Source organism: Pedobacter ginsengisoli (genome assembly GCF_002736205.1).
Classification (GTDB): domain Bacteria; phylum Bacteroidota; class Bacteroidia; order Sphingobacteriales; family Sphingobacteriaceae; genus Pedobacter; species Pedobacter ginsengisoli_A.
This window is the reverse complement of sequence record NZ_CP024091.1, coordinates 1,956,946-1,978,922: the sequence shown is the minus strand read 5'-3', so window position 1 is coordinate 1,978,922 and position 21,977 is coordinate 1,956,946. Positions and strand designations below refer to the sequence as shown.

Below are 21,977 nucleotides of genomic sequence, written 5' to 3'. Positions count from 1 at the left end.
TCCAAATAGTTATACCATTATGGCGTAGTTATTTTACATGCCTGATAAAAACAGAATATGAATAAAATAAATGCTATAACTTTTAATGCGCCAATAGTATAACGGGTTAAAGATGATGGTTTTTGCTTTTTAAGATGCATGATGTTGAATTTTATTTAGCGTTTTTTTATTTAGACTCAAAATTAACAGGGAAACCACCTTCAAGCAACTGTGAAAATACGCAGTTGTGAAATTGTATAAAGAAAAAACGCGCTTATTTATTAGGTAAGCGCGTTTTTATTGTTCAAAGTTAAATTTGTAGGTAGATATAGGGAAGTAACCACAAAGCCAGATTGCTCTGGCTTTTATGGTTTGTTAATTAAACTTTAGGGATTTTTGGTTCTTTATATTATTGGATAATTTTTCCGTCTTTGTCTATTTTCAAAGAACCGGTTTCTGTTTCTTTTTTAACGTCAACCTGGTAGTAGGTAGATTTATCAGGATTTGTTACCAGAAAGGCAGCTGTAGGAGTCCATGCTTTAACCGGCTCAGATTGTAAAGTTTTTTGAACTGGCTCAGGAAGGTCTTTTAATTCAACCGGAGTTTTTGTAACACTATCTTGTTGAACAGCAACTCTAACTGGGTTTTTGATGTCGCTTGCTTTTACTGTAGTTAATCCTGCTAATGCTAAAAATGCTGCTGATAAGATGATCTTTTTCATAATAGTTATTTTAATATTTCAGTTAAAAATTCTTGTTGTTTATGTTTAGACTATGCTACATAATGGTGCCTAAAATGTTTTGTTTTGGTACGAATCTGATTTACAGTCGTTTATGTGTTTTTGTGTGTTTTATATGTGTAGAGAAACTCCACAGTTTGACGAATTGGTAAACAGAAATTAATGTTTCTACTATTATGTTGTACGATGAGAAAGTAGTTGTTATAGAAAAAGAGTTGTATAAATAATTGAGATGGAAACAAAAAAGGGAGGCCGTATCATTATGATATAGCCTCCCTTTTTAGGATTAAATGTGTAAGGATTACTGCATGTCTCTTTGTACTTTACGTACAGTACCTTTTCCTGGAAGATAAATTTGGAAACCTACAGCAAGACCCAGATTATGTGCATAAGCACTGCTGCCAAAGCCTACAACACCATTGTATTTAAGTAATGCCTCTAAACCAATGCTAGGTGTTACAAAATAAGTCCACCCGGGGCCAAAGCTAAATCCTAAACCATTTGTTGAACCCCCAACCGAAGGATTTACACCTGAAATACCAACTGTGGCTTCGCCAAAGAACCTGGAATTGTTAACTACTTCATTAGCGCCGGTTGCGCCATAATAACGTCCAAGAGCCCCTACACCGTAACTAATGTCGGTTCCTGCATTTTTAGCTGTTGCCAAACCAAAAGAAACATCGCCACCAAGGGCTAAACCATCTTGCACAAACCATGCTGCTTTAGGGTTTATTTTTAAACTAAATACATTTGGCTTATCTAATCCGAAAGAAATGTTTGAGAGATTGGCGCCCATCATTACGTTGCCTTTTTGTATCTGTGCATTTGCTCCAAATAACACCGCAACACATAAAACAAGAGTTAAAGTTAATTTTTTCATAGCTAGATTTTTTAATTATATAATAAGTTAACAAACTGAGCGGTTTTTTGTTTACAAAATATATAATTGAGGGTTGTGCTGTTGCTAAATTGTTACTTTGATTAATCGAAAAGCTGAAGCTGATATGGATCTCCGGGGCGGGAGTGGATCTGAATTTCGTTAAAGTTGGAAAGAGATATTCCGAGAAGCCTTACCTTTTTATCTATCAAGTCTACATTTTCAAGAAGCAGTTTAGCGGTATCAACAATGGTTTGATAATCTGAAACAGGGTTAGGAAAAGATTGGTTTCGGGTAATCTGCTTAAAATCGCTATACTTTAGTTTAAGTGTAATGGTACGCCCTTTTAGTTGATGTTTATTTAAACGAATTGCCACTTTATCTGCTAGTTTGCTTAGTTCAGTATGCATTTCTTCAATCGTGATAAGGTCATGTTCAAAAGTATCTTCTGCTGCCAGAGATTTGGTTTGTCGCTCTGCCTGCACGGTACGATTGTCTATTCCTCTTACAATAGCATAGTAGAATTTACCCACTTTGCCAAAATACTTAACAAGATCCGGCTCCGAGAGTTTTTTAAGATCAGCACCCGTATGCAGCTGCATACTTTTCATTTTTTTTGCAGTGACTTTACCGACGCCAAAAAAACGCTCAACAGGAAGTTTTTCTATAAAGCTTTCGATTTTTGAAGGCCCAATAAAGGTTAGGCCATCGGGTTTATTCATATCAGAAGCTATTTTTGCAACGAATTTACCTGATGATACACCTGCAGAAGCAGTGAGGTTAAGCTCATCTTTAATGGCTTGTTTTATTTGTTTTGCTATTTCTAATGCTGAGCCAATATTCAGCTTGTCTTCAGTTACATCAAGGTATGCCTCATCTAACGATAGAGGTTCTATAAGATCAGTATATCTGCTAAAAATCTCTCTGATATGTGTTGAAACTGCTTTATAAGCATCAAATCTTGGTCTGACAAAGATGAGCTCAGGACAAAGCTGTAGTGCTTGCCGGGATGGCATTGCCGATTTAACTCCAAACCTTCGTGCTTCGTAACTTGCCGTAGCTACAACACCACGACCATCAGGAGAACCGCCAACTGCAATAGGTTTTCCTTTATATTCCGGGAAATCGCGCTGTTCAACTGATGCATAAAATGCATCCATATCAATATGGATTATTTTTCTGATCACAGTTTAAATTTAGACATTCCATTGCAAAAGTATTTTAATGAAGAAACAATAAAGTTGTTTATGTGTTTTTAAACAAAATAAAGACAATTATTATGCAAAAAGATTTAAATCCATATGAGTTTACACTGGAGATTAATGGTGATCCGACCGCTATAAGGGTAGAAATACCAAAAGAAGGAGATTATATTGTATATATTAATGGGGAAAGGACAGGCCATATTTATTGTATAAAAGGCGGGAGCGGGGTGCAATGGAAAACAACAGATCATATTAGTAAGGATTTAGTTGATGAGATTGGAGCTCACATTGAAGTTTTGGAAAGTAAAGTTGGGTAATCTTTAATATATTGCCGTGAAAACCAGTTGTTGAACTGAGGCAATAAACTATGAAAGAAATTAAATGGGGAATTATAGGTTGCGGAGATGTAACTGAATTAAAAAGCGGCCCTGCTTTTAATAAAGTGCCAAATTCATCTCTTGTGGCTGTAATGCGAAGGGATGCTGAAAAGGCTCGGGATTATGCGATAAGACATAATGTTCCGAGATGGTACAATAAGGCCGAAAAATTAATTAATGACCCCGAAGTAAACGCTATTTATATAGCAACCCCACCGTTGCAACATGAGGAATACACATTGCTTAGTTTGGCTGCCGGAAAACCTGTTTATGTAGAAAAACCGATGACATTAAATACGGAATCGGCTTTAAGAATGGAAAATGCAGCAGCTAATTTTAACGTGAAATTATGTGTAGCACATTATCGCAGGGAGCAGCCTATGTTTTTGAAGGTGAAGCAGCTATTGCTGGATAAAGTGATTGGAGATATTAGATTTGTGCAATTGCAAATGCTTCAGTCCAGGGCACATAATTTAATTGCAAATACAGGTAATAACTGGCGTCTTGATCCGTCTGTTTCCGGGGGTGGTCTTTTTCATGATTTGGCACCCCATCAGTTAGATTTATTGATTTATTATTTTGGAGAGGTAAGGAGTTCATCAGGTATTTCAATTAACCAATCAAATGAATATCCGGCAGATGATCTGGTTAGCGGGCAAATTTTATTTGAAAATGGAATTGTATTTAATGGAATGTGGTGTTTTACCGTTTCGGAAAAAGATAAAAAAGATGTTTTTGAAATATCAGGTTCTGCAGGTAAAATAAGCTTTCCGGTATTTGGTAATAGGATTACTCTTAAAAAGGATGGACATGAAGAGGAGTTTATTTTTGAGCCTTTACAACATGTGCAACAGCCAATGATAGAGAAAGTGACAGCTTATTTTTTGGATAAGGGAGATAATCCTTGTTCAGCCGGACAGGCAATATCGTCTATGAAGCTAATGGATAGCTTTACAAAAAAAAGTGAATTTTTAAGCTAAAATAATTGTCATTTATTTTCATTAAAACTAAAATTATTAGTATTATTGTGCATTAATAAAATGTACTATGGTATTAATTAATGATATCTTTTTCGACAAAGTTGAGGTTCCGGGAATATTTGATGATCTGATTAACTCTGCCTGGGTTAAGAGACTTGGCCGGATTCACCAAAGTGGCGCTATTTTTCTAGTTAATCCGAATATTTGTCATACCAGACTTGAACACTCTATTGGAGTAATGCTGTTGATCAGGCATTTGGGCGGGTCTGAACTTGAACAGGTTGCCGGGTTGTTACATGATATTTCACATACTGCATTTTCGCATGTTGGAGATTATGTGTTTGATAATATTGAGGAAAATTATCATGAACAGGTTTTTGAAGATATTTTGCGTTCATCAGATATTCCTGAAATTTTATCGTGGCATGGATACGATATTGATCAGGTAATTAATGGCACTTTTAATATTTTGGAACAGGCTATACCGAAACTTTGTGCAGACAGACTTGATTATACTTTAAGAGATTCTTATCATGCAGGTCTTGTTTCAAGAAAGGAAGTAAAAGATTTTATTAAACACCTTAGTGTTGAAGATGGTATAATTGTAATTGAGAAGGAAGAAAAGGCAGAGTGGATTAATAATTTGTATAAGAAGCTAATTAATGATGTGTTTAATTTGCCTCTGCATATTTATGCCAACAGAAAACTTACTGAATTAATTAAATTCGGATTGCAGCGCAATGAGCTTGTGCATGGCGATTTGCTAAAGGATGATACTTATTTGCTCAATAAAATCAGAAGTACAACCTTTGGTTATGAGGGTGTTAAAGCAATTAAGCAACAAAAAGGCTTTGATATGTTTGTTAAAAAGGGGATGGGTTTAAAGATGAAAAACCGTCAGCTAAATGCTTTAATTTAGTTTTAGAACCTTAATCCCCTATGTCTTGCTGTGTTTAGTGGCCTGAATGATGTGTATCTTTCTTTTTGCGAAAAGTTAAATAGAATGCTGTAACGATAATTATTACGGCTAAAGTAACCAATACAATTGTGATTTCAAGACCGTGTGCTGACTGATGTTGTTCCATGATATTAAATTTTGGATGAAGTTAAAAATAAAATAATAGTTCAGGGAAAAAAATATAAAAACCCGACTGCAAGATCTGCAAGCCGGGCCTTGTCTAACCATTATTAAAAAATATCTTATTTTGTTTTCTTACTCCCATTTTTAGTGGAAGTAGCTTTTACAGGTGCTGTTTGCTGAGGTGTTTCTTCAGGTTCTTTTACGTTGCCTTGTGATGGGACAATGTTTTTTACTTCCTCTTTGTTTTTTTCCGGTTCAGTGGCTTTTTCGTCGCTCGATAATTTGATGTTTGAGGACTTTGCCGATATATTCTTATTTGCTCGGGATACTTGTGATTTGTTTGTCGGCACACCACCGGTAAAGATAACATCTCTGATATTTCCGGTAGTATTTTGTTTTGAATTAACAGATTGAATGCTTCGCTTCTGTTTTGAGGAAGGACCATATTTCAACCCAGGTACCTTATTGTTAAGGTATTGCTTCCCAAGGCTCTCCTTTGTATTTTGCTCTTGGGCAGTAGAAATTTTTACATTCAGCATCAAGGCAATAATTGTTATTGTTGCTATTTTATATAACGTTTTCATGTGTTTCATTTTATAGGTCAAACTTTATTTAATGCTTACCAGAACTTTGATCTTTCCAATGTTTCCTGTTGTATAAGATTCCAGAGCTTTACCAATTACCTGCCCAACTTTAACTTTATCCGGATCTGCTTTCATAGCTACACCAGAGGTAGAGGATGTAACCAGAAGGTCGCCTCTTTGAATGGAACCACCTTCAAGACAAACTTTAGTTGGGATGACCCCAATAACTCCCATTGGTACCTGTCCGCTCAAATCTGTATCAATATTCTCTTCGGTTAGCAATACTCCTGGTTTTGTTGCATAAACACCGGCAACGAGGCTGGAATAAGGTGTGTTCGATTTTTCTACAGCTCTGTCTTTGTCGACTGAAATGATTAAGATGTCTCCTGGCTCGTATGTTGATATATGCCCCGTAACATCAAATGATTCGGCAATATCGGCTCCGCTGTTTTGTGTACCTCCATTGAAAAAACCTCTTCCTGCCTTATTGATACGGGCTACGTTTACGCTTGCGCTTTGGTAAACGGCTATACTTCCAGATGGCCCCTGATGGTTAACCAGCAGCGTATTTCCTGTTCCGTTAGTGGTAACATGTACTACTGGTTGTCCATTAGCACTGTTGAAATTCGCAAATCTGCCTGCTTTTCCGGTACCGAAATTGGGTACAAATCCAGATATCGCATTTCCCCCTCCATCAACCGATGCTTCAACTCCGTCGCCATTACCTCCAGCATTTGCTGTTATACCATTTCCGTTTCCTTCTGAAAGTGCAAGGATAGCGGGGCCATTACCAGCAGGATTTGATGAATAGAACAGGCCTGCATAGCCACCGGTCCCTGAAGATTCACCAAATATACCTGCAGTACCGAAGTTTGCAAACTGTGAATTGACTTCACCTTTAACGGCAGGCGATGTGCCTGTGGTACGATCTACCATGAAATTACCGGCAGTACCATTACCCACTGTTTTAACTGAAATAACTTCATTATCATTGTCTTCATTGAAGATCTCAAATCGGCCTGCCCGGCCTTGCGAAAATGTAGGTACCCAGGCATATAATGCATTACCGGCTCCATCTACATTAGTTTCTACTCCATTACCATCTTTTCCTGCATTTGCGGTAATGGCGTTGCCATTACCATCGGTAATTGATATTAGTGATGCTCCATTACCTGCCGGATTGGATGCATAAAACAAACCTGCACGACCACCCGTACCGGAGGACACACCAAAAACACCGGCTGCTCCAAAATTTCCGAATATAGTATTAACTTCTGCACGAACGGCTGCACCAACACTATTTGTATTATCTAATTTAAAAGATGATGCATTACCTAAGGTATTATCAGGAATATTTCCATTTGAGTTACTGACTACATCAAGAATATTTGCTTCTGTATTGGTTTGGTTGAAGTTCTCAAACTTACCTGCCATACCAGTACTGTTATTTAAACCTACCTGGCCAAGTACACCCACACCAGTATTTGAAGTATTAGTGGCTATAAACCCTCTTACACCATAGCCACCGCCATCATTACGGCCTACTACGGCACCAGCAATATCACTGGTTGTGCGGCCTACAACCGCTTCTCCGGCACCCTTATTATCTCCTATTATACCTGCTGATATTTGTTCATTTGTAATACCATGGATGGCAAATCCTGATCCGGTAGTACTTTTAACACCGGCTCCATTTCCGGTAGTGGTTACATTTAATACAGTTCCGTTACCGACTGTAGAAACACTTAATGCACTGTTAGCGTTGGCATTATTAAAAATCGATATACTTGCTGGAACACCGTTATTACTTGTGGCTGTGAGTCCTGTTCCTGTATTGCTATTGGCATATACACCTGTACCATTTGCCGATGAATTTCCATATACACCTAAACCGTTTGGAGTTGATCCGTATACACCCCAGCCGCTGCCTGCCTGTGAGCCCCATACGCCTATACCCAATCCTCCCGTTCCATTGTTAATACCACGTACAGCACTTGAAAAACCTCCTGGAGCGGTACTGGATATTATACCCCTTACTGCGGCAATACTGGAAGTAGTGGTTGAATTTATACCTTCTATTGATGTTCCATCTCCGGCATTATCTATGGAGAATAAAGTGGCAGCACTATTTTCATTAGCAATAAATGGCAATGTTAAGCCACCTCCGCCAGGAGCACCTGGAAGCCATTGAGCTCCATCAAATTTGAGTATCTGACCTGCAGCCGGTGCAATGTTAGAAACCGGTTTGCCTTGAATTCCAGCTACAACAGGACTCGGGTAGGTCCCTGTAAGATCGCCGCCTGCCGGTAAACCATTTATATCTCCTTGTGGACCCTGTGGACCTACTGGACCAATAGGTCCAATAGGTCCAACTGCTCCTGGGTTACCCATAGCACCTGCCGGTCCTACAGGACCCATTGGTCCGACTGCACCTGCAACTCCAGGATCTCCCTGATCACCTTTTGCACCCTGAGGTCCAACGGCACCCGCAGGCCCAATGGGTCCGACTGCACCTGCAACTCCAGGATCTCCCTGATCACCTTTTGCACCCTGAGGTCCAACAGCACCCGCAGGCCCAATGGGTCCGACTGCACCTGCAACTCCAGGATCTCCCTGATCACCTTTTGCACCCTGAGGTCCAACGGCACCCGCAGGCCCAACAGGTCCGACTGCACCTGCAACTCCAGGGGCTCCTTTATCACCTTTTAATCCCTGAGGCCCAACTGCACCTGCAATACCCTGTTCACCCTTAGCGCCAATAGGACCAGCTGCACCCACTGGACCAGCAGGTCCGGTATTACCTATATCTCCTTTGTCGCCTTTGTCACCTTTAGCACCAACAGTACCCTGAATCCCTTGTACACCTTGCGGACCAGCTGGGCCGGCAGGACCAGGGTTCCCGGAAGCAGCGTATAAAGCGTAGGGAACACTCATTAACTGTGTGTTACCCAGTGCATTGTATGAGCCACCACCAACCGCCAGTTCAACTTTAGCAAATTGATTGGCATTTTGCCATGGTATACCAGCAAATGTACCTGTTCCAGGTGTTCCCTTGCCTATCTGAAGCGTAAAGAGTCCCAGTTGGTTTGTGTTTACAGAATGTTCTTCCATATACTGTACAGGACCATTAGCTGATCCTCCCAGTATTGAGATTTTAACTTTTACAGCCTGATTGGAGAGGACTGTGCCATTGGTATTCCTGGCAACGGCCTGGTAATTTATTCCTTTAAAACCATCCTGAGCATTGGCCCATTGCAGTCCTGCAAAAAGAATAAATACTAAAGTAAAAAATGTACTTCTCATAGCTTATGATTTTAGATGCGTTGTAGTTTAGATTTGTTGATCACCTTTTAATATTTCAAGTCATTCGTTAATTTCCTGATAGTTTAGAAGCCCCGGGGGTAAAGCATAATGTAAATCGCATGGAATTTCTTAACACGTAGCGATCCTCTGTAGGGAACACGTAACTAACATCTATCCTTATTGGATGTACATTAAGGCCTATCCCAGTCGCAAAATGTTGCCTGTTCCCTTTCTCCGGGTCTTCATAGAAATATCCTGTTCTGATAAAAAAACGGTTGTAGTAAGAAAATTCCAGTCCACCTGCAATTGTAAACTCTGATAGTTCTTCCTTAAATCCACCTGGTGCGTCAAAAAGAGAGGTGAACAAGGCACTGGTAACACTTCTGTTTGGGTCTTTACCTTTTTCTATTTCATTAGTGAAATTTCCATTTATATCTTTTTTGTACCTTGGAGGAGTTGGAACCATTAATTTATTTACATCGAGCAAAAGGGTAAGTCTGCTTTCTGGTGCTGCATAAAAGTTGTAACCTGCACCCAGCCTAAGATTCATAGGTAAAAATGTAGTTTGGCTGTCTGAATATTTAAGCTTAGTGCCAATATTGCTTAGGTTTATACCCCAACTAAACGTTCTTGAATATTGGCCGTTTTGAAGTTCTCTATTTGAGTAAACCGATATATCGGCAGCAAAGGCGTCAGTCGGTGTGAGTTCTAAATTATTATAAGTCCCACGTCCAATATCACTTCTAAAATATCGAGCTGTTAAGGCCATACCAAAAGTTTCGCCAAATTTGCGGGCGTAGCTGGCATCTATTGAGAATTCGCTGGCTTTGTATTGCTCAATAAGTGCTCCCGATTCATCCCTGAATGAGATTGATCCTAAATCTAAATACTTAACAGATAGCCCAATGGCTTCCCTGTTATTCAGTTGTCTGAATGCGGAAAGGTAGCCCAAATGTGAATCTTTACTAAGTTGCTTCATCCATGGAGTATAGGAAGCGCTTATGCTCATCATTTCTCCGAAAGTTATTTTTGCCGGATTAATGTATAAGGAATTGGCATCTACACCCAATCCTGTACCAGCCTCAGCTACTCCTGAGTTTCTGGCATCTGCACTTAGCATTAGGAAAGCTGCACCACTTTGAACTACTCGGTTGTCTTGTTGTGCAAAACTGTTCTGGTACCAACATACCAGGCAAACCAAAAGGCTTGCAGCAAGGTAAATGTTTGTTTTCATAAGCTTATTGTATAACCAGTTTTTCGGAATATGTTCTTCGACTGGCTTTAAGAACAACATAGTATAAGCCAGAAGGGTAGCCACCTAAAGGCAAGACATAGTTGGCTTTTCCAGCAAGCATTTTTAAAGAAATGTTTCTGACGGTTTGCCCTGCATTATTTACAAGCTGTATGTTTACCAGATCATCCATTACCAGGTCAAATTCAAGTTTAGTTTGTCCGTTTGCAGGGTTTGGATATAGAATAAATCCGGTAATTAAAGGAGCTTGAGGCTCAGGGCTACTACCGTTTACTTCGGGTTGCTGGAAACCCTGAGTTAATAGTAAAGGAGAGTTTTCCATGGCAGTAACTAAAACTTCGCCTATGGTATATTGAAAAATGGTATTATTGATTTCAGCTGATCCTCCGGAACTGGCTACGACGGACCGCTGGAGCTCTACTTGCTGGGCATTTGCAATAGCAGTAAAGCCGAACATGCCAAGTATTGGCAAATATCTTCTTTTCATCGGGAGAGGGATTAATTATAGATATGATTCAAAATTACATATTAGTAAAGCTGGGTTTCGCCAGAAGTATGCAACGCGTAGAATCAGGTTAGTGAAGTGTAACTTTTAATTAGTAAACTGCGTCCCGAAAAGAAAAATATATTGCAAGTTGTTTATATTCAGTTATTTGTTGTTTTTTTTGTTAGGAGATTAAAATCAATCTGTTTTAATTGCTTCAATCGGGCTCATTTTTGCTGCCCTTAATGCCTGAAAAAAAACAGTTGCTAAAGAGATAATAAAAGCTAAAAATCCGGAAACTATAAAGAACCAAAGTTTTAAGTCAATTCGATAGGCAAAGGAGTTTAACCAGTTTTTACCCAGTAAATATCCGACTGGTAAGGCAATAAGAATTGAAATGAGCACAGGTTTGGTAAAGTCTTTAGACAGGATATATATTACATTGAACTCTGAAGCACCTAGAATTTTTCGGATTCCAATTTCTTTAAATCGCTTCTCGGCAGCGAAGGTGGTGAGCCCAAACAGACCTAAGCAGGAAATAACTATTGCTAATAAAGCAAAATATCGTGATAGTATTGCAACCCGGGTTTCTGCCATATATTGTGCCTGAAAATCCTGATCCAGAAATTTATAATCGAAAGTGTATTCCGGATTATATTTGGTATTAAACTTTTGAAGCTCTTCTAGCACAGGCTTTATCTTTCCTGCTTTTATCTTTACCATTATCCTGTTAGTGTGGGTAGGTTTATATCTGATAAACATTGGGCCTACCTTACGATGAAGAGATTCAAAATGGAAATCTTTTATGATGCCAATGATTTGCATGTCGTTACCCCATAGCTTAAATATTTTACCCACAGGGTCTTTTAAGCGCATTGCCTTAATGCCGGCTTCATTAATGATGATGTTTGATGTATCTGCACCGTATTGTTTAGAAAAGCTTCGCCCCGCTGCCATTTTTATACCCAGAGTTTCTATAAATCCGGCATTTACATCGGCACGTTGAAATTTAATAACTTCCTTAGGATTTCTTCCTTCCCAACCAAATTCCCCAAGTGTGTAGCTCAAGTCGCCAAGCAACTCTCTGTCTATACTTGAAGCATTTGCAACGCCATCTATTTTTTTTACTTCATCGATCACGAAATCTATGTTGTTTCTTAATTTACCATTTGTTTCAAAATACAACACATTATCTTTTTTGTAGCCAGGGTTGGATTCTTGTATATATTCAATTTGCTTATAAATGATAAGTACGGCTACAATAAGAATTGCTGAAAAGGCAAATTGAAAAACTACCAATCCTTGTCTTGTAAGCAATGCAGCGGCAGTAAGTTGCAGCTTTCCTTTTAAAGCAGTAGATGGCTTAAGTCCGGAAAGGTATAAAGCAGGGTAACTGCCAGAAAGTAAACCTGTAAAGATGGTTACACCGATTATAGCAAATATAAGAGCAGGGCTAAATTGTAAGATTAAGTGCTTTCCTGTAATCTGATTAAACTGCGGCAGCATAAGTTCTACTGCCAGCAAAGAGATAAACACCGCTATAATGGTTAATAGCATGGATTCTGAAAGATATTGTAGAATTAATGATCCTCTTGGTGCACCCATTACCTTTTTGATACCAACTTCTTTTGACCTTCTGGATGCTTTTGCAGTTGAAAGGTTCATGAAATTGATACAGGCTATGATGAGAATAGAGATTGCAATAAGCGAAAATAGTTTTACATAAGCAATTCTTCCCCCTGCAACCTTACCGTTTTCAAACTGGTTATGTAAATAGCTTTCGGCAAAAGGCCTGATAAATAAGGTATAGTCTTTTACACCCTTTGTTTTTAAATAATCCTTGATTTTGGTATTGAATAACACGGGATCTGCATCTTTTTTAAGAATAACAAATGTGCTTGGGCCATAATTTGTCCACTTACGATAACCAGAATTTCCTTCCGGCCCCAGTAGTACATCGTAGGATACTAAAAAATCAATTTGTTCCGAAGAATTGGCACCTGTATCCTTAAAAACACCAGATATTATTGCATGGTTTTCGGCCTCCATTTCAGTATTGCTCCATACCATTTCTTTTCCAACTACATCGGTGCTATTGAATAACTTACGGGCTATGCTTTCTGAAATAACAACGGTCTTTTTACCTTTTAGCACTTCGTTTTTGTTGCCGGTAATAAGGGGATAAGAAAATACCTTAAAGAAATCAGGTCCTGCGAATTTACCTGCTGCTTTTATTGCGGGTTTATGATTTGCAGAAACTTTACTTTGACCCAGCCAAAAACCCGGTGAGGTTGCAACTGCAGTTTCAACTTCGCGTAGTTCCTTTGCCATTGTTTCGGCGAGAATTCCGGGAGTACCCTCCACTGTTTGTACTCCATCGGTAAGGTGCTCATTCTGGATCACCTGATAAAGCCTTTCATTATGAAAGCGATCGATCTGCATTTCATTGTTTACCCACAGATAAATAAGTAAAGCGCAGGACAGTCCGGCACTAAGACCAATCAGATTAATAAAGAATGAACTTTTATATCTTTTAAAATTTCTGTAGATCAGAAGCAGGTGATGTTTAAACATGGCTTGGTTGTTTGTTGAAGCTTAGTCAATCGTTATGCCATTTCAAAAAAAGCTATATAAATACGGCAAAGGCCTATTAAATAGAAATTTATTCTGTTCGTATATGAACAGTTCGTGTTCATATACGAACAAGTAAGAACAATATAAAGGTTATCGTGTTATTATATAATACACCAATTGAATAATAGATGATAGAAAGACACACGTATCAAACAGGAATTATTGGCAATTGTGCTTACCTGGCACATGTAAATAAAAATACAAATGTTGATTGGCTTTGTTGGCCAAGGTTTGACAGTTCGTTTGTTTTTGGCGGATTATTGGATGATACTAAAGGCGGAGAGTTTTCGATTAGGCCAAATGGTGAATTTACTTCTAACCAATTTTATCTGGAAAACACAAATGTTCTCTGCACAGAAATTACCAATGCTGAAGGCAAATATAGAATAACTGATTTTGCACCCAGATTTTACCAGTTTGAACGCTATTTTAAGCCATTAATGCTGATTAGAAAAATTGAACCTATAGAAGGGAATCCAAGGGTTGTGGTGAAATGTAAACCGGTTTATAATTATGGCTCAATAAAGCAAAAAGGACATCGGGGAAGTAATCACATAGAGTTTAATGGAGCCGACGAAGATATGCAGCTAAGTACAAATATCTCGTTAAGTTATATTGAAGACGAGAAGTTCTTTGCCTTAAATGAACCTAAATACTTAATACTGACTTATGGCCATGAGCTTGACGCTCCAATAATAAGCACTGCAGAACGTTTTTTGAGAGAAACAATAAAGTATTGGAGAACATGGATTAAACATTCAACCATTGCCGGCTTTTACCAGCATATGGTAATCCGCTCTGCTCTTGTTTTAAAAATACATCAGTATGAAGACACCGGGGCAATAATTGCAGCCAGTACAACAAGCCTACCCGAATCACCAGGTAGCAAAAGGAACTGGGACTATCGGTTTTGTTGGATGAGAGATACTTATTACGTAATTACTTCCTTAAATCATATTGGCCATTTTGAAGAGATGGAAAAATACTTTGGATATATTACGGATATCTCTTTTAGAGATGATGTAAGGTATCAACCTTTGTTTGGTATTGCCGGCGAAAGGATACTTACTGAACGGATATTGAAAAATATTAAAGGCTACCAGGGGAATAAGCCGGTTAGAGTGGGTAATCAGGCTTATGAGCATATTCAAAATGATATTTACGGACAAGTATTGGTTTCTATGCTGCCTTTATATACTGATCATCGTTTCATTTTTAGGGAAAGGCAGGATTCTGCTCAGTGGTTAGATTATTTGTTAACTAAAATTGAGCGTACTATTGATGAAAAAGATGCAGGCCTTTGGGAATTTAGAAATATAGCCAACACGCATTGTTATACAAATTTGTTTCAGTGGGCTGGGGCTAATGCAGCTCTAAAAATGGCTAAAACTATAGGAAATAAAGAGTATGAAGACCGGGCAACCATACTGATTAATAAGGCAGCGAAACATATTGAGGATTGTTATGACCCGGTTAGAAAGGTTTACACCCATGCTGTAAATAGCCCTCATTTGGATGCGAGTACTTTGCAACTTATACTAATGAATTATCTGGACCCACAATCGCAAAAAGCAAAGGATCATTTGATTGCCTTAGAGAAAGAACTTATGGCTGAAAATGGCCTGTTTTACAGGTATCTTCATACAGATGATTTTGGAAAACCTAAAACTACCTTCTTGATTTGTGCTTTCTGGTATATTGAAGCATTAGCTTGCGTTGGCCGATTAGATGATGCAATGCGAGAATTTGAATCTATTATTAATTATGCTAATCATTTATTATTGTTTAGCGAGGATGTAGATGAAAAGGATGGAAGCCAGTGGGGCAATTTCCCACAGGCTTATAGTCATGTTGGGTTAATGAATGCAGCGCATCGTATTGCAATTAAATTGGATAGACCAGTTTTCTTATAAATCGAGAGATTATATCAAGGATTTTAGTAGCTCTCTTACCTCTTTAAAATCCCTCAAATAATAACGGGCAGCAGAAATATTGCTGCCCACTTTTATTGTATAGGCCTCAGGAGGTAAGGCTTTGAATATATCTTCGTCTGTATGGTCATCACCTAAAGCAATTATAAAATCTGGATTATGCCCATATAACCAATTTTGTGCTGCCTTGCCTTTGTTTACTTCGATATTTTTAAATTCAATCACTTTATTTCCGGGCATCATTTGCAGGCCTTTATCTGCAATAAATAATCGCAAATGATTGATGATTTCATTGGAACGCAATTCTCCTAATCCTTTTTCTACCTTTCTGTAATGCCATACCAGTGAATAACTCTTTTCTTCTATAAAAGAGCCGGGGGTTCTGTCTGTATAGGTATCCAGTACAGCTTTAACTTCTTGTTTCCATTTATCTGTTAGTAAGGGGAGCGCTTTCCATTCTTGATTAAGCTGTTTCTGCCAGGCACCATGCTCTGCAATCATGTCCAGATTTAAATGTCCAAACCATTGTTGTAAGGTTTGATACCTGCGACCACTGATTAGGATTACCCGATTTGCAGGATCAGAGCTTAGTTTGTTTAAAATGTTGTAAAGTTCTTCATCAGGCGAAGCTTTGTCTATATCGCCATGGAAACCTACAAGCGTACCATCATAATCTAAAAATATATAGCGATCTATTGAGTTTTTATAATCTGAGGCTATCTGATCTTTTATTAATTGGCCTGCATGTTTTGTTAACAGAGATTCTTGCAATTGTTTTACTTCTTTTAGTTTATCCATAAAATTTTTAACCCATAAGTGAATGTTGAACTTTTTAACAATATGCCTCATACTGGACATACGCATGTTTTGTTCTTCAACAGGCATGTCTATTGCACACACAATTGCACGCATAATGTCGCCTATATTATTTGGGTTTACAATTAGTGCATCATTTAATTCTTTAGATGCCCCAGCCATTTCACTTAATACTAAAACACCATCATTATTAGTACGCGACGCAACATATTCTTTACTTACCAGGTTCATTCCGTCGCGCATGGGGGTTACCAAACAAATGTCGGCAGTACTATAAAGTGCAGAGAGAAATTCTACAGAAAATGATCTGTAGAAATAATGAATAGGCAACCAATCTAATGTTCTAAACCTTGCGTTAATGTTGCCTACCAGTTGATCTATGTGATCTCTAAGTTCTTTATATTTTGGTACTGTATCCCTTGAAGGTACTACAATCATATAAAGGGCTATTTTTTCCTTATACTCCGGATGGAGTTGTAACAAAAGTTCTAAAGCTTGTAAGCGCTGAATTATACCTTTACTGTAATCTAACCTGTCGATGGTCAGCATTATTTTAAGACCTTCCTGACTTGCTTTAAACGAGGCTGAATGCTTAGCTACTTTGGCATGCATTGTAAGGTTTTCAAATTTATCAGCATCAATTCCCATAGGAAAGGCCTCTACTACAACTTGCCGATCTTTGTGGATAATAACATTATCTAGTAGTTTACTTGTTGATAATCGGGAAGCTGCACTTAAAAAGTGTCTTACGTCATCAAAGGTATGGAAGCCAAGTAAATCGGCTCCAAGCATGCCTGATATAAGCTCCTCTCTCCATGGAATCAACCTGAAAATTTCATATGACGGAAAGGGTATGTGCTGAAAGAAACCAATGGTAACTAACGGTTTTTCCCTTCTGATAAGACAAGGTAAAAGGAGTAGTTGATAATCATGTATCCAAATGGTATCTCCATCATCAACTGCTTCTATAGCCGCATTCTTAAACTTTTCGTTTACGGATTTGTATGAATCCCAATATTGCTGTTCAAAATTAGCGTAAGTGGTAAGGTAATGAAAAACAGGCCAGAGTATTTCGTTTGAGAATCCTTCGTAGTAGAGGTTAATTTCGTCTGTGGTTAAAAAAACCGGGATTAGATTAAGAGAAGCAAGTAGTTTTTTTACCTCAGCCTGTCGTTCTTGAGGGACATCTATACCTGGCCATCCGATCCAGACATTGTTTCCTTGTTTGTAAACTGAACCTAAGCCGGTGGCTAATCCGCCTTCGCTTGATCGAAGTATGTACTCACCGTTTTGTTCTGTAATCTTAACCGGTAAACGGTTTGATAGGATGATTGTTTTGTTATTAGTTAGCATATTATACTAAAACAACCAAGATTAAGCCTGATTGTTTTAATAAATTAACTAAAGATCCTTAAGAAATGATTTTCAAGATGATTTCGCATGCCGTTTCTAAACAGTTCAGGTGAGCCATTTTCCAGGATATCGATCAGTCCTTTGTGAGATACGAATTTTTGTATTAGAGTGGTTTTTTTCAATAAACCACTATTGTGTACATAATCAAAAACCGGCAGCAGCATTTTTTGAAAACGTTTTAATGTTTCATTTCCTGCTATTTCGTAAAGTTTTCCGTGGAATATAATTTCATGGTCTATATGAAAGATATAATCTTTTGCGGTATCGGGCTCAGTTTTTACAATGTCTTTTAACTCTTCTATATCCTTTGGTGTGATGCGTTGAAACAAAAGATCAGCCATTCCTATTTCTAATACCAGTCTTAATTCAAATATTTCTCTAAGTGTATCCTGATCCAGAATATGAGGATTCATGCTCTTGCTCATTATACCAAATATGTCAGGACTGGTAATTACAGATCCTTTCTTTTTCTTTGTGTCTATAAGTCCCATCATTCGTAGCCTTAAAAGAGCCTCACGTACTACTGTGCGACTTACGCCTAAACTTCTGGAAAGATCGAGTTCAGTAGGTATAAGATCACCAACTTTTAATTTTCTCTCTACCAGGAGCTTTACAAGATTGGCTTCAACTTTATCAACCAGAGAACTGGTATCTAATTGAATAAAGGAGTCGGTTGTATTGATTGTCATATTATGTTATACATATGTAAATTGTTAACAGAATCGCTAAAAATAAAGATTTAGTGCTTATTTAACACAATGTTAATAAAAAAAATTATAAATATTTCTTGCAATAAAGAAAAATAAGTCCCAACTTAGATCTATTATGTTATACATAATGCTAAACCTAACCAAAATAACAATGAAAAGACTTTACCAAAAGTACGTTAGTCAAGTCCTGCTGACGTTAATCTTAAGCATAACAATGCTTACAGTATCAGGCCAAAACATTAAAATATCTGGACGGGTAACAGATGCCAAAGGGCAGGGGATACCTATGGCTAGTGTTTTGATTAAAGGAACCAAAACTGGAACCGCCACAAATGAATCAGGTAATTATACAATTGCCGCAAAGGGTGGAGATGTACTCGTAATTAGCTACACAGGGTTTATTACCCAGCAAATAACAGTAGGAAATCAAAGCACCTTAAATATTATCCTTGCGGAAGATACTAAGGGACTTGATGAGGTGGTTGTAGTAGGATATGGAACTGCGAGCCGCTCTAAAATCACATCCTCAATTGCAAAGCTGGATTCAAAAGTATTGGAAACAGGTATGCGTTCAAATCCAGCACAGGCTTTAGCAGGAACAATTCCCGGAGTAAGAGTAGCCACTTCAACCGGAAGACCCGGCTCTGTTGCTGCCATCACCTTAAGAGGAGGTACGAACTTCGATGGAAGTGGTAGCCCTTTAATTGTTATGGATGGCCAGGTGCGACCATCATTCAGCGATATAAATCCTGAGGATATTGAAAGTATGGAGGTATTGAAAGATGCTTCTGCTACAGCTATATATGGTGCAAGGGCTAGCAATGGAGTAATTTTAATCACCACCAAAAGAGGAAAAGCAGGTTTCTCATCTATTTCTGTAAAAGGAAAAACAGGTGTTAATTATTTAAATAATCCTTACGACGTGCTAAGTGCAGGCGATTATATAAAATGGACTCGTTTGGGTGTTGTTGAAGCAATGAGAAATGGAACATTAGGAACATTTGCTTCAAATAGTGCACTATCTGCAGTAGGACCAAGAGGTACAGGAAACTTATATAGAGATGCTAACGGAAATATTCTTGATGGTAATTATGATAACCGTGCAATTTGGAGCTTAATGCGTTTAACTGATGCTAATAAAGATGTACTTTCATTAAATGATGGTTGGAAAACTATGAAAGATCCTGTTAAAACTAATGCAGCAGGAAATTATGATCCAAATGGAACTAATGCTGATTTACTTTATAAGGACTTTAACTATGGCGATTATGCATTTAAATCTCCAGCTATTTCTCAGGATTACAATATTGGTATGACTGGTGGTAACGACAAAGGAAATTACTATGCAAATCTTGGTTATTACAATGAAGACGGTTTATCATTAGCTACCTTTTATCGTAGATACAACTTTACACTGAACGGTGATTACAGGGTTAAGGAGTGGTTGAAATCAGAAAGTAATTTGCAATATGCAAGAGCAAACTGGAGAGATCAATCGTTACAAAATGGTGAAGGTAACTTTTGGGGACGTATGCTTTTTGCGCCACCTACTATGCGAGGAACTAATAGCAACGGAGACTTAATCTTAGGTCGTGATGCTTCGGATGGTAATCCGGCAATTAATGTTGATAAATACAAAAGATCTAATCAAAGTGACAAATTTACTTTAGGGCAATCGTTTAAAGCTGATATTTTAAGGAATCTTTATATCAAATTAAGCGGTATTGTAATGTATGATCAGAGAGATGCAGAATCATTTAATAAAGATTTTCGTACTGGTTTATTGAGCTTAACAAATCCTAATACTGGTTGGAACAGAGATAGGGCCAGCAGTGCAAGTACTGATAAAACCATCAGACAAACCTATAATGCAATTGTTAGTTACAAAACTCAATTTCTTGGCAAAAACAATATTGATGCATTAGCGGGTTTTGAATATTATGATGAATACAATAAAGGCTTTAGTGCAGGTGGAAGACTTGCGCCAACTGATGATTTCCAGGATTTGGGCTTAACAGTTAGAGATGTTTCGGGTGTTGGAGCAAGGGATATTGATTCTTATCACTATCGTGAACGCATCAGCTCTACTTTTGCAAGAATAAACTACGATTGGGATGAAAAATACCTTGCATCTTTTACAGTTAGGAGAGATGGTTATTCAAGATTAATTGGCGATAATCAGTTTGGTACTTTCCCGGCTGTATCAGCAGGTTGGTTGGTTCATAAAGAAAACTTTATGAAATCCACTGAAAATTGGCTTTCTATGTTAAAACTAAGAGCAAGTTACGGATTGAATGGAAATATTGGTGAGGTAGGAAGAAGAAGTGATGGAACAATTAATGTTTATGAATTACAGGGTTCTTATGGTGCTCAAACACCTTACAATGGTGTGGTAGGGTTTTTACAGTCAGGTTTGGCAAATCCAGGTTTGAAATGGGAAAAATCAAACACTTTTGAAGGTGGTTTAGAGATGGGATTCTTTAAAAATAGAATTGTTGCATCAGTTGCTGCTTATAACAGAATTACAAAGGATAAAATTACAAACATTCTATTACCAAGTTCATCAGGGGTAACAAATCCTAATGATAACAACAGATCTAGTATTCGCACAAATAACGGAAGTATGCAGAATACAGGTGTAGAAATGGACGCGACTTTTAAAGCGGTTCAGAATGAAGATTTAAAAATTCAATTTGGTATAAACGCATCATGGAATAAAAACAAGGTGCTTAAACTTCCTTTTAACGGTAATGAAAATAATCGTCAGGATGGTCAGCAGATTTTTGATCCAAGAAGCGGAAGATTAATTTGGGTTGGTGGATTACAAGAAGGCCAGGAACCAGGTGCGCAGTATGGTTTTGTAAGTGATGGTATTATTAGAACTGCTGCTGATCTGGCTGCTTACAACAAAGTTGACCTTGCTGCCGGACAAGTATGGTACGGAGCCTCGGCAGGAAAAAAAGTGGCTAGTCAATCATTAATTAATTCAAAAGGATTAAATCCAAACCCAGCTTCTCCAACATTTATTGCTACTCAGCTGGGTGACATGAAATGGAAGGATATCGATCAAAATGATACCATCGATACAAGAGACATGGTTTTCTTAGGTCGCAGTATTCCACGCTGGACTGGTGGTTTTAATACTCAGATCAGCTGGAAAGGAATTTCATTATATACCCGTATTGATTTTGCTTTCGGACATATTCAGCAAGATTTTCAACAAATGTGGACACTGGGTTCTATGCAGGGAGAATTTAATGGTACCCAGTTAATTAAAGATACATGGACCCCTGAAAACCCTAATGCACAATATCCTCGTTATACATGGGCAGATCAATTGAATTCGAAAAACTTTGACAGGCCAAGTAGTATGTTCTTTGTAAATTCTGGTTATCTGGCTTTTAGAGAAGTTTCATTAAGCTATTCAATTCCAAAGAAACTATTGGATAAAGCAAAAATATCTGGTTTGACTTTTACTGCAACAGGACAAAATTTAGGGTATATAACCAATAAACAACTGAATTTGCCTGAGCGTACAGGAAATCAAACCAACGCAGCTTATACCATTCCAACATCATTGATTTTTGGATTGAACCTAACTTTTTAATGTAG

The 21,977-nt window shown here is 38.0% G+C and carries 15 protein-coding genes; 5 read left to right on the top strand and 10 right to left on the bottom strand.

What is annotated here, in order from left to right:
• Positions 1-388 precede the first annotated feature (388 nt).
• The 3 genes from CPT03_RS08115 to dinB form a co-directional block, all read right to left on the bottom strand.
• The gene (locus CPT03_RS08115; protein WP_099438383.1) at positions 389-700 is read right to left on the bottom strand and encodes a hypothetical protein; all 312 of its coding nucleotides are present in this window, start codon (positions 698-700) and stop codon (positions 389-391) included.
• A gap of 319 nt (positions 701-1,019) precedes the next feature.
• Positions 1,020-1,598, bottom strand: coding sequence for a hypothetical protein (locus CPT03_RS08110; protein ID WP_099438382.1), 579 nt, complete (start codon positions 1,596-1,598; stop codon positions 1,020-1,022).
• 101 nt (positions 1,599-1,699) lie between these two features.
• Complete coding sequence (dinB, locus tag CPT03_RS08105) at positions 1,700-2,755, bottom strand: DNA polymerase IV (RefSeq protein WP_245870033.1); 1,056 nt, start codon at positions 2,753-2,755, stop codon at positions 1,700-1,702.
• Between the two features lie 119 nt (positions 2,756-2,874).
• Here dinB and CPT03_RS08100 point away from each other — a divergent pair, with 119 nt between their 5' ends.
• From CPT03_RS08100 to CPT03_RS08090, 3 genes are all read left to right on the top strand, one after another.
• Positions 2,875-3,117: a hypothetical protein gene (locus CPT03_RS08100; protein ID WP_099438381.1), complete on the top strand. Its 243-nt coding sequence runs from the start codon at positions 2,875-2,877 to the stop codon at positions 3,115-3,117.
• 50 nt (positions 3,118-3,167) lie between these two features.
• Positions 3,168-4,157, top strand: coding sequence for a Gfo/Idh/MocA family protein (locus CPT03_RS08095; RefSeq protein ID WP_099438380.1), 990 nt, complete (start codon positions 3,168-3,170; stop codon positions 4,155-4,157).
• Between the two features lie 67 nt (positions 4,158-4,224).
• Complete coding sequence (locus tag CPT03_RS08090) at positions 4,225-5,076, top strand: HD domain-containing protein (protein WP_099438379.1); 852 nt, start codon at positions 4,225-4,227, stop codon at positions 5,074-5,076.
• Positions 5,077-5,357: 281 nt separating this feature from the next.
• Here CPT03_RS08090 and CPT03_RS08085 read toward each other — a convergent pair whose 3' ends face one another.
• The 5 genes from CPT03_RS08085 to CPT03_RS08065 all read right to left on the bottom strand — a co-directional run bounded on the left by CPT03_RS08085 (position 5,358) and on the right by CPT03_RS08065 (position 13,435).
• On the bottom strand, positions 5,358-5,822 hold the full coding sequence (locus tag CPT03_RS08085; protein ID WP_099438378.1) for a hypothetical protein: 465 nt from the start codon (positions 5,820-5,822) through the stop codon (positions 5,358-5,360).
• Positions 5,823-5,846: 24 nt separating this feature from the next.
• A complete protein-coding gene (locus CPT03_RS08080) occupies positions 5,847-9,125 on the bottom strand; it encodes a hypothetical protein (RefSeq protein WP_099438377.1) in 3,279 nt (1,092 codons plus the stop codon).
• A 67-nt stretch (positions 9,126-9,192) separates the two neighbouring features.
• Entirely contained in the window at positions 9,193-10,359 is a 1,167-nt protein-coding gene (porV, locus tag CPT03_RS08075) for a type IX secretion system outer membrane channel protein PorV (protein ID WP_099441046.1), read from the bottom strand.
• Positions 10,360-10,363: 4 nt separating this feature from the next.
• Positions 10,364-10,864: a T9SS type A sorting domain-containing protein gene (locus CPT03_RS08070; protein WP_099438376.1), complete on the bottom strand. Its 501-nt coding sequence runs from the start codon at positions 10,862-10,864 to the stop codon at positions 10,364-10,366.
• Positions 10,865-11,059: 195 nt separating this feature from the next.
• A complete protein-coding gene (locus CPT03_RS08065) occupies positions 11,060-13,435 on the bottom strand; it encodes an ABC transporter permease (RefSeq protein ID WP_099438375.1) in 2,376 nt (791 codons plus the stop codon).
• 188 nt (positions 13,436-13,623) lie between these two features.
• Between CPT03_RS08065 and CPT03_RS08060 the strand changes: the two genes are divergently transcribed.
• Positions 13,624-15,408, top strand: coding sequence for a glycoside hydrolase family 15 protein (locus tag CPT03_RS08060; protein ID WP_099438374.1), 1,785 nt, complete (start codon positions 13,624-13,626; stop codon positions 15,406-15,408).
• A gap of 9 nt (positions 15,409-15,417) precedes the next feature.
• Here CPT03_RS08060 and CPT03_RS08055 read toward each other — a convergent pair whose 3' ends face one another.
• Complete coding sequence (locus tag CPT03_RS08055; RefSeq protein ID WP_099438373.1) at positions 15,418-17,595, bottom strand: bifunctional alpha,alpha-trehalose-phosphate synthase (UDP-forming)/trehalose-phosphatase; 2,178 nt, start codon at positions 17,593-17,595, stop codon at positions 15,418-15,420.
• Positions 17,596-17,639: 44 nt separating this feature from the next.
• Positions 17,640-18,344 (bottom strand): FadR/GntR family transcriptional regulator, encoded by a 705-nt coding sequence (locus CPT03_RS08050; RefSeq protein WP_099438372.1) that lies wholly within the window; start codon positions 18,342-18,344, stop codon positions 17,640-17,642.
• 172 nt (positions 18,345-18,516) lie between these two features.
• Here CPT03_RS08050 and CPT03_RS08045 point away from each other — a divergent pair, with 172 nt between their 5' ends.
• The gene (locus tag CPT03_RS08045; RefSeq protein ID WP_216641621.1) at positions 18,517-21,972 is read left to right on the top strand and encodes a SusC/RagA family TonB-linked outer membrane protein; all 3,456 of its coding nucleotides are present in this window, start codon (positions 18,517-18,519) and stop codon (positions 21,970-21,972) included.
• Positions 21,973-21,977 lie beyond the last annotated feature (5 nt).

Bases quoted from the DNA above. Each gene is read 5' to 3' on its own strand.
- CPT03_RS08115 (WP_099438383.1), bottom strand. From the start codon at position 700: ATGAAAAAGATCATCTTATCAGCAGCATTTTTAGCATTAGCAGGATTA.
- CPT03_RS08110 (WP_099438382.1), bottom strand. From the start codon at position 1,598: ATGAAAAAATTAACTTTAACTCTTGTTTTATGTGTTGCGGTGTTATTT.
- dinB (WP_245870033.1), bottom strand. From the start codon at position 2,755: ATGGATGCATTTTATGCATCAGTTGAACAGCGCGATTTCCCGGAATAT.
- CPT03_RS08100 (WP_099438381.1), top strand. From the start codon at position 2,875: ATGCAAAAAGATTTAAATCCATATGAGTTTACACTGGAGATTAATGGT.
- CPT03_RS08095 (WP_099438380.1), top strand. From the start codon at position 3,168: ATGAAAGAAATTAAATGGGGAATTATAGGTTGCGGAGATGTAACTGAA.
- CPT03_RS08090 (WP_099438379.1), top strand. From the start codon at position 4,225: ATGGTATTAATTAATGATATCTTTTTCGACAAAGTTGAGGTTCCGGGA.
- CPT03_RS08085 (WP_099438378.1), bottom strand. From the start codon at position 5,822: ATGAAAACGTTATATAAAATAGCAACAATAACAATTATTGCCTTGATG.
- CPT03_RS08080 (WP_099438377.1), bottom strand. From the start codon at position 9,125: ATGAGAAGTACATTTTTTACTTTAGTATTTATTCTTTTTGCAGGACTG.
- porV (WP_099441046.1), bottom strand. From the start codon at position 10,359: ATGAAAACAAACATTTACCTTGCTGCAAGCCTTTTGGTTTGCCTGGTA.
- CPT03_RS08070 (WP_099438376.1), bottom strand. From the start codon at position 10,864: ATGAAAAGAAGATATTTGCCAATACTTGGCATGTTCGGCTTTACTGCT.
- CPT03_RS08065 (WP_099438375.1), bottom strand. From the start codon at position 13,435: ATGTTTAAACATCACCTGCTTCTGATCTACAGAAATTTTAAAAGATAT.
- CPT03_RS08060 (WP_099438374.1), top strand. From the start codon at position 13,624: ATGATAGAAAGACACACGTATCAAACAGGAATTATTGGCAATTGTGCT.
- CPT03_RS08055 (WP_099438373.1), bottom strand. From the start codon at position 17,595: ATGCTAACTAATAACAAAACAATCATCCTATCAAACCGTTTACCGGTT.
- CPT03_RS08050 (WP_099438372.1), bottom strand. From the start codon at position 18,344: ATGACAATCAATACAACCGACTCCTTTATTCAATTAGATACCAGTTCT.
- CPT03_RS08045 (WP_216641621.1), top strand. From the start codon at position 18,517: ATGAAAAGACTTTACCAAAAGTACGTTAGTCAAGTCCTGCTGACGTTA.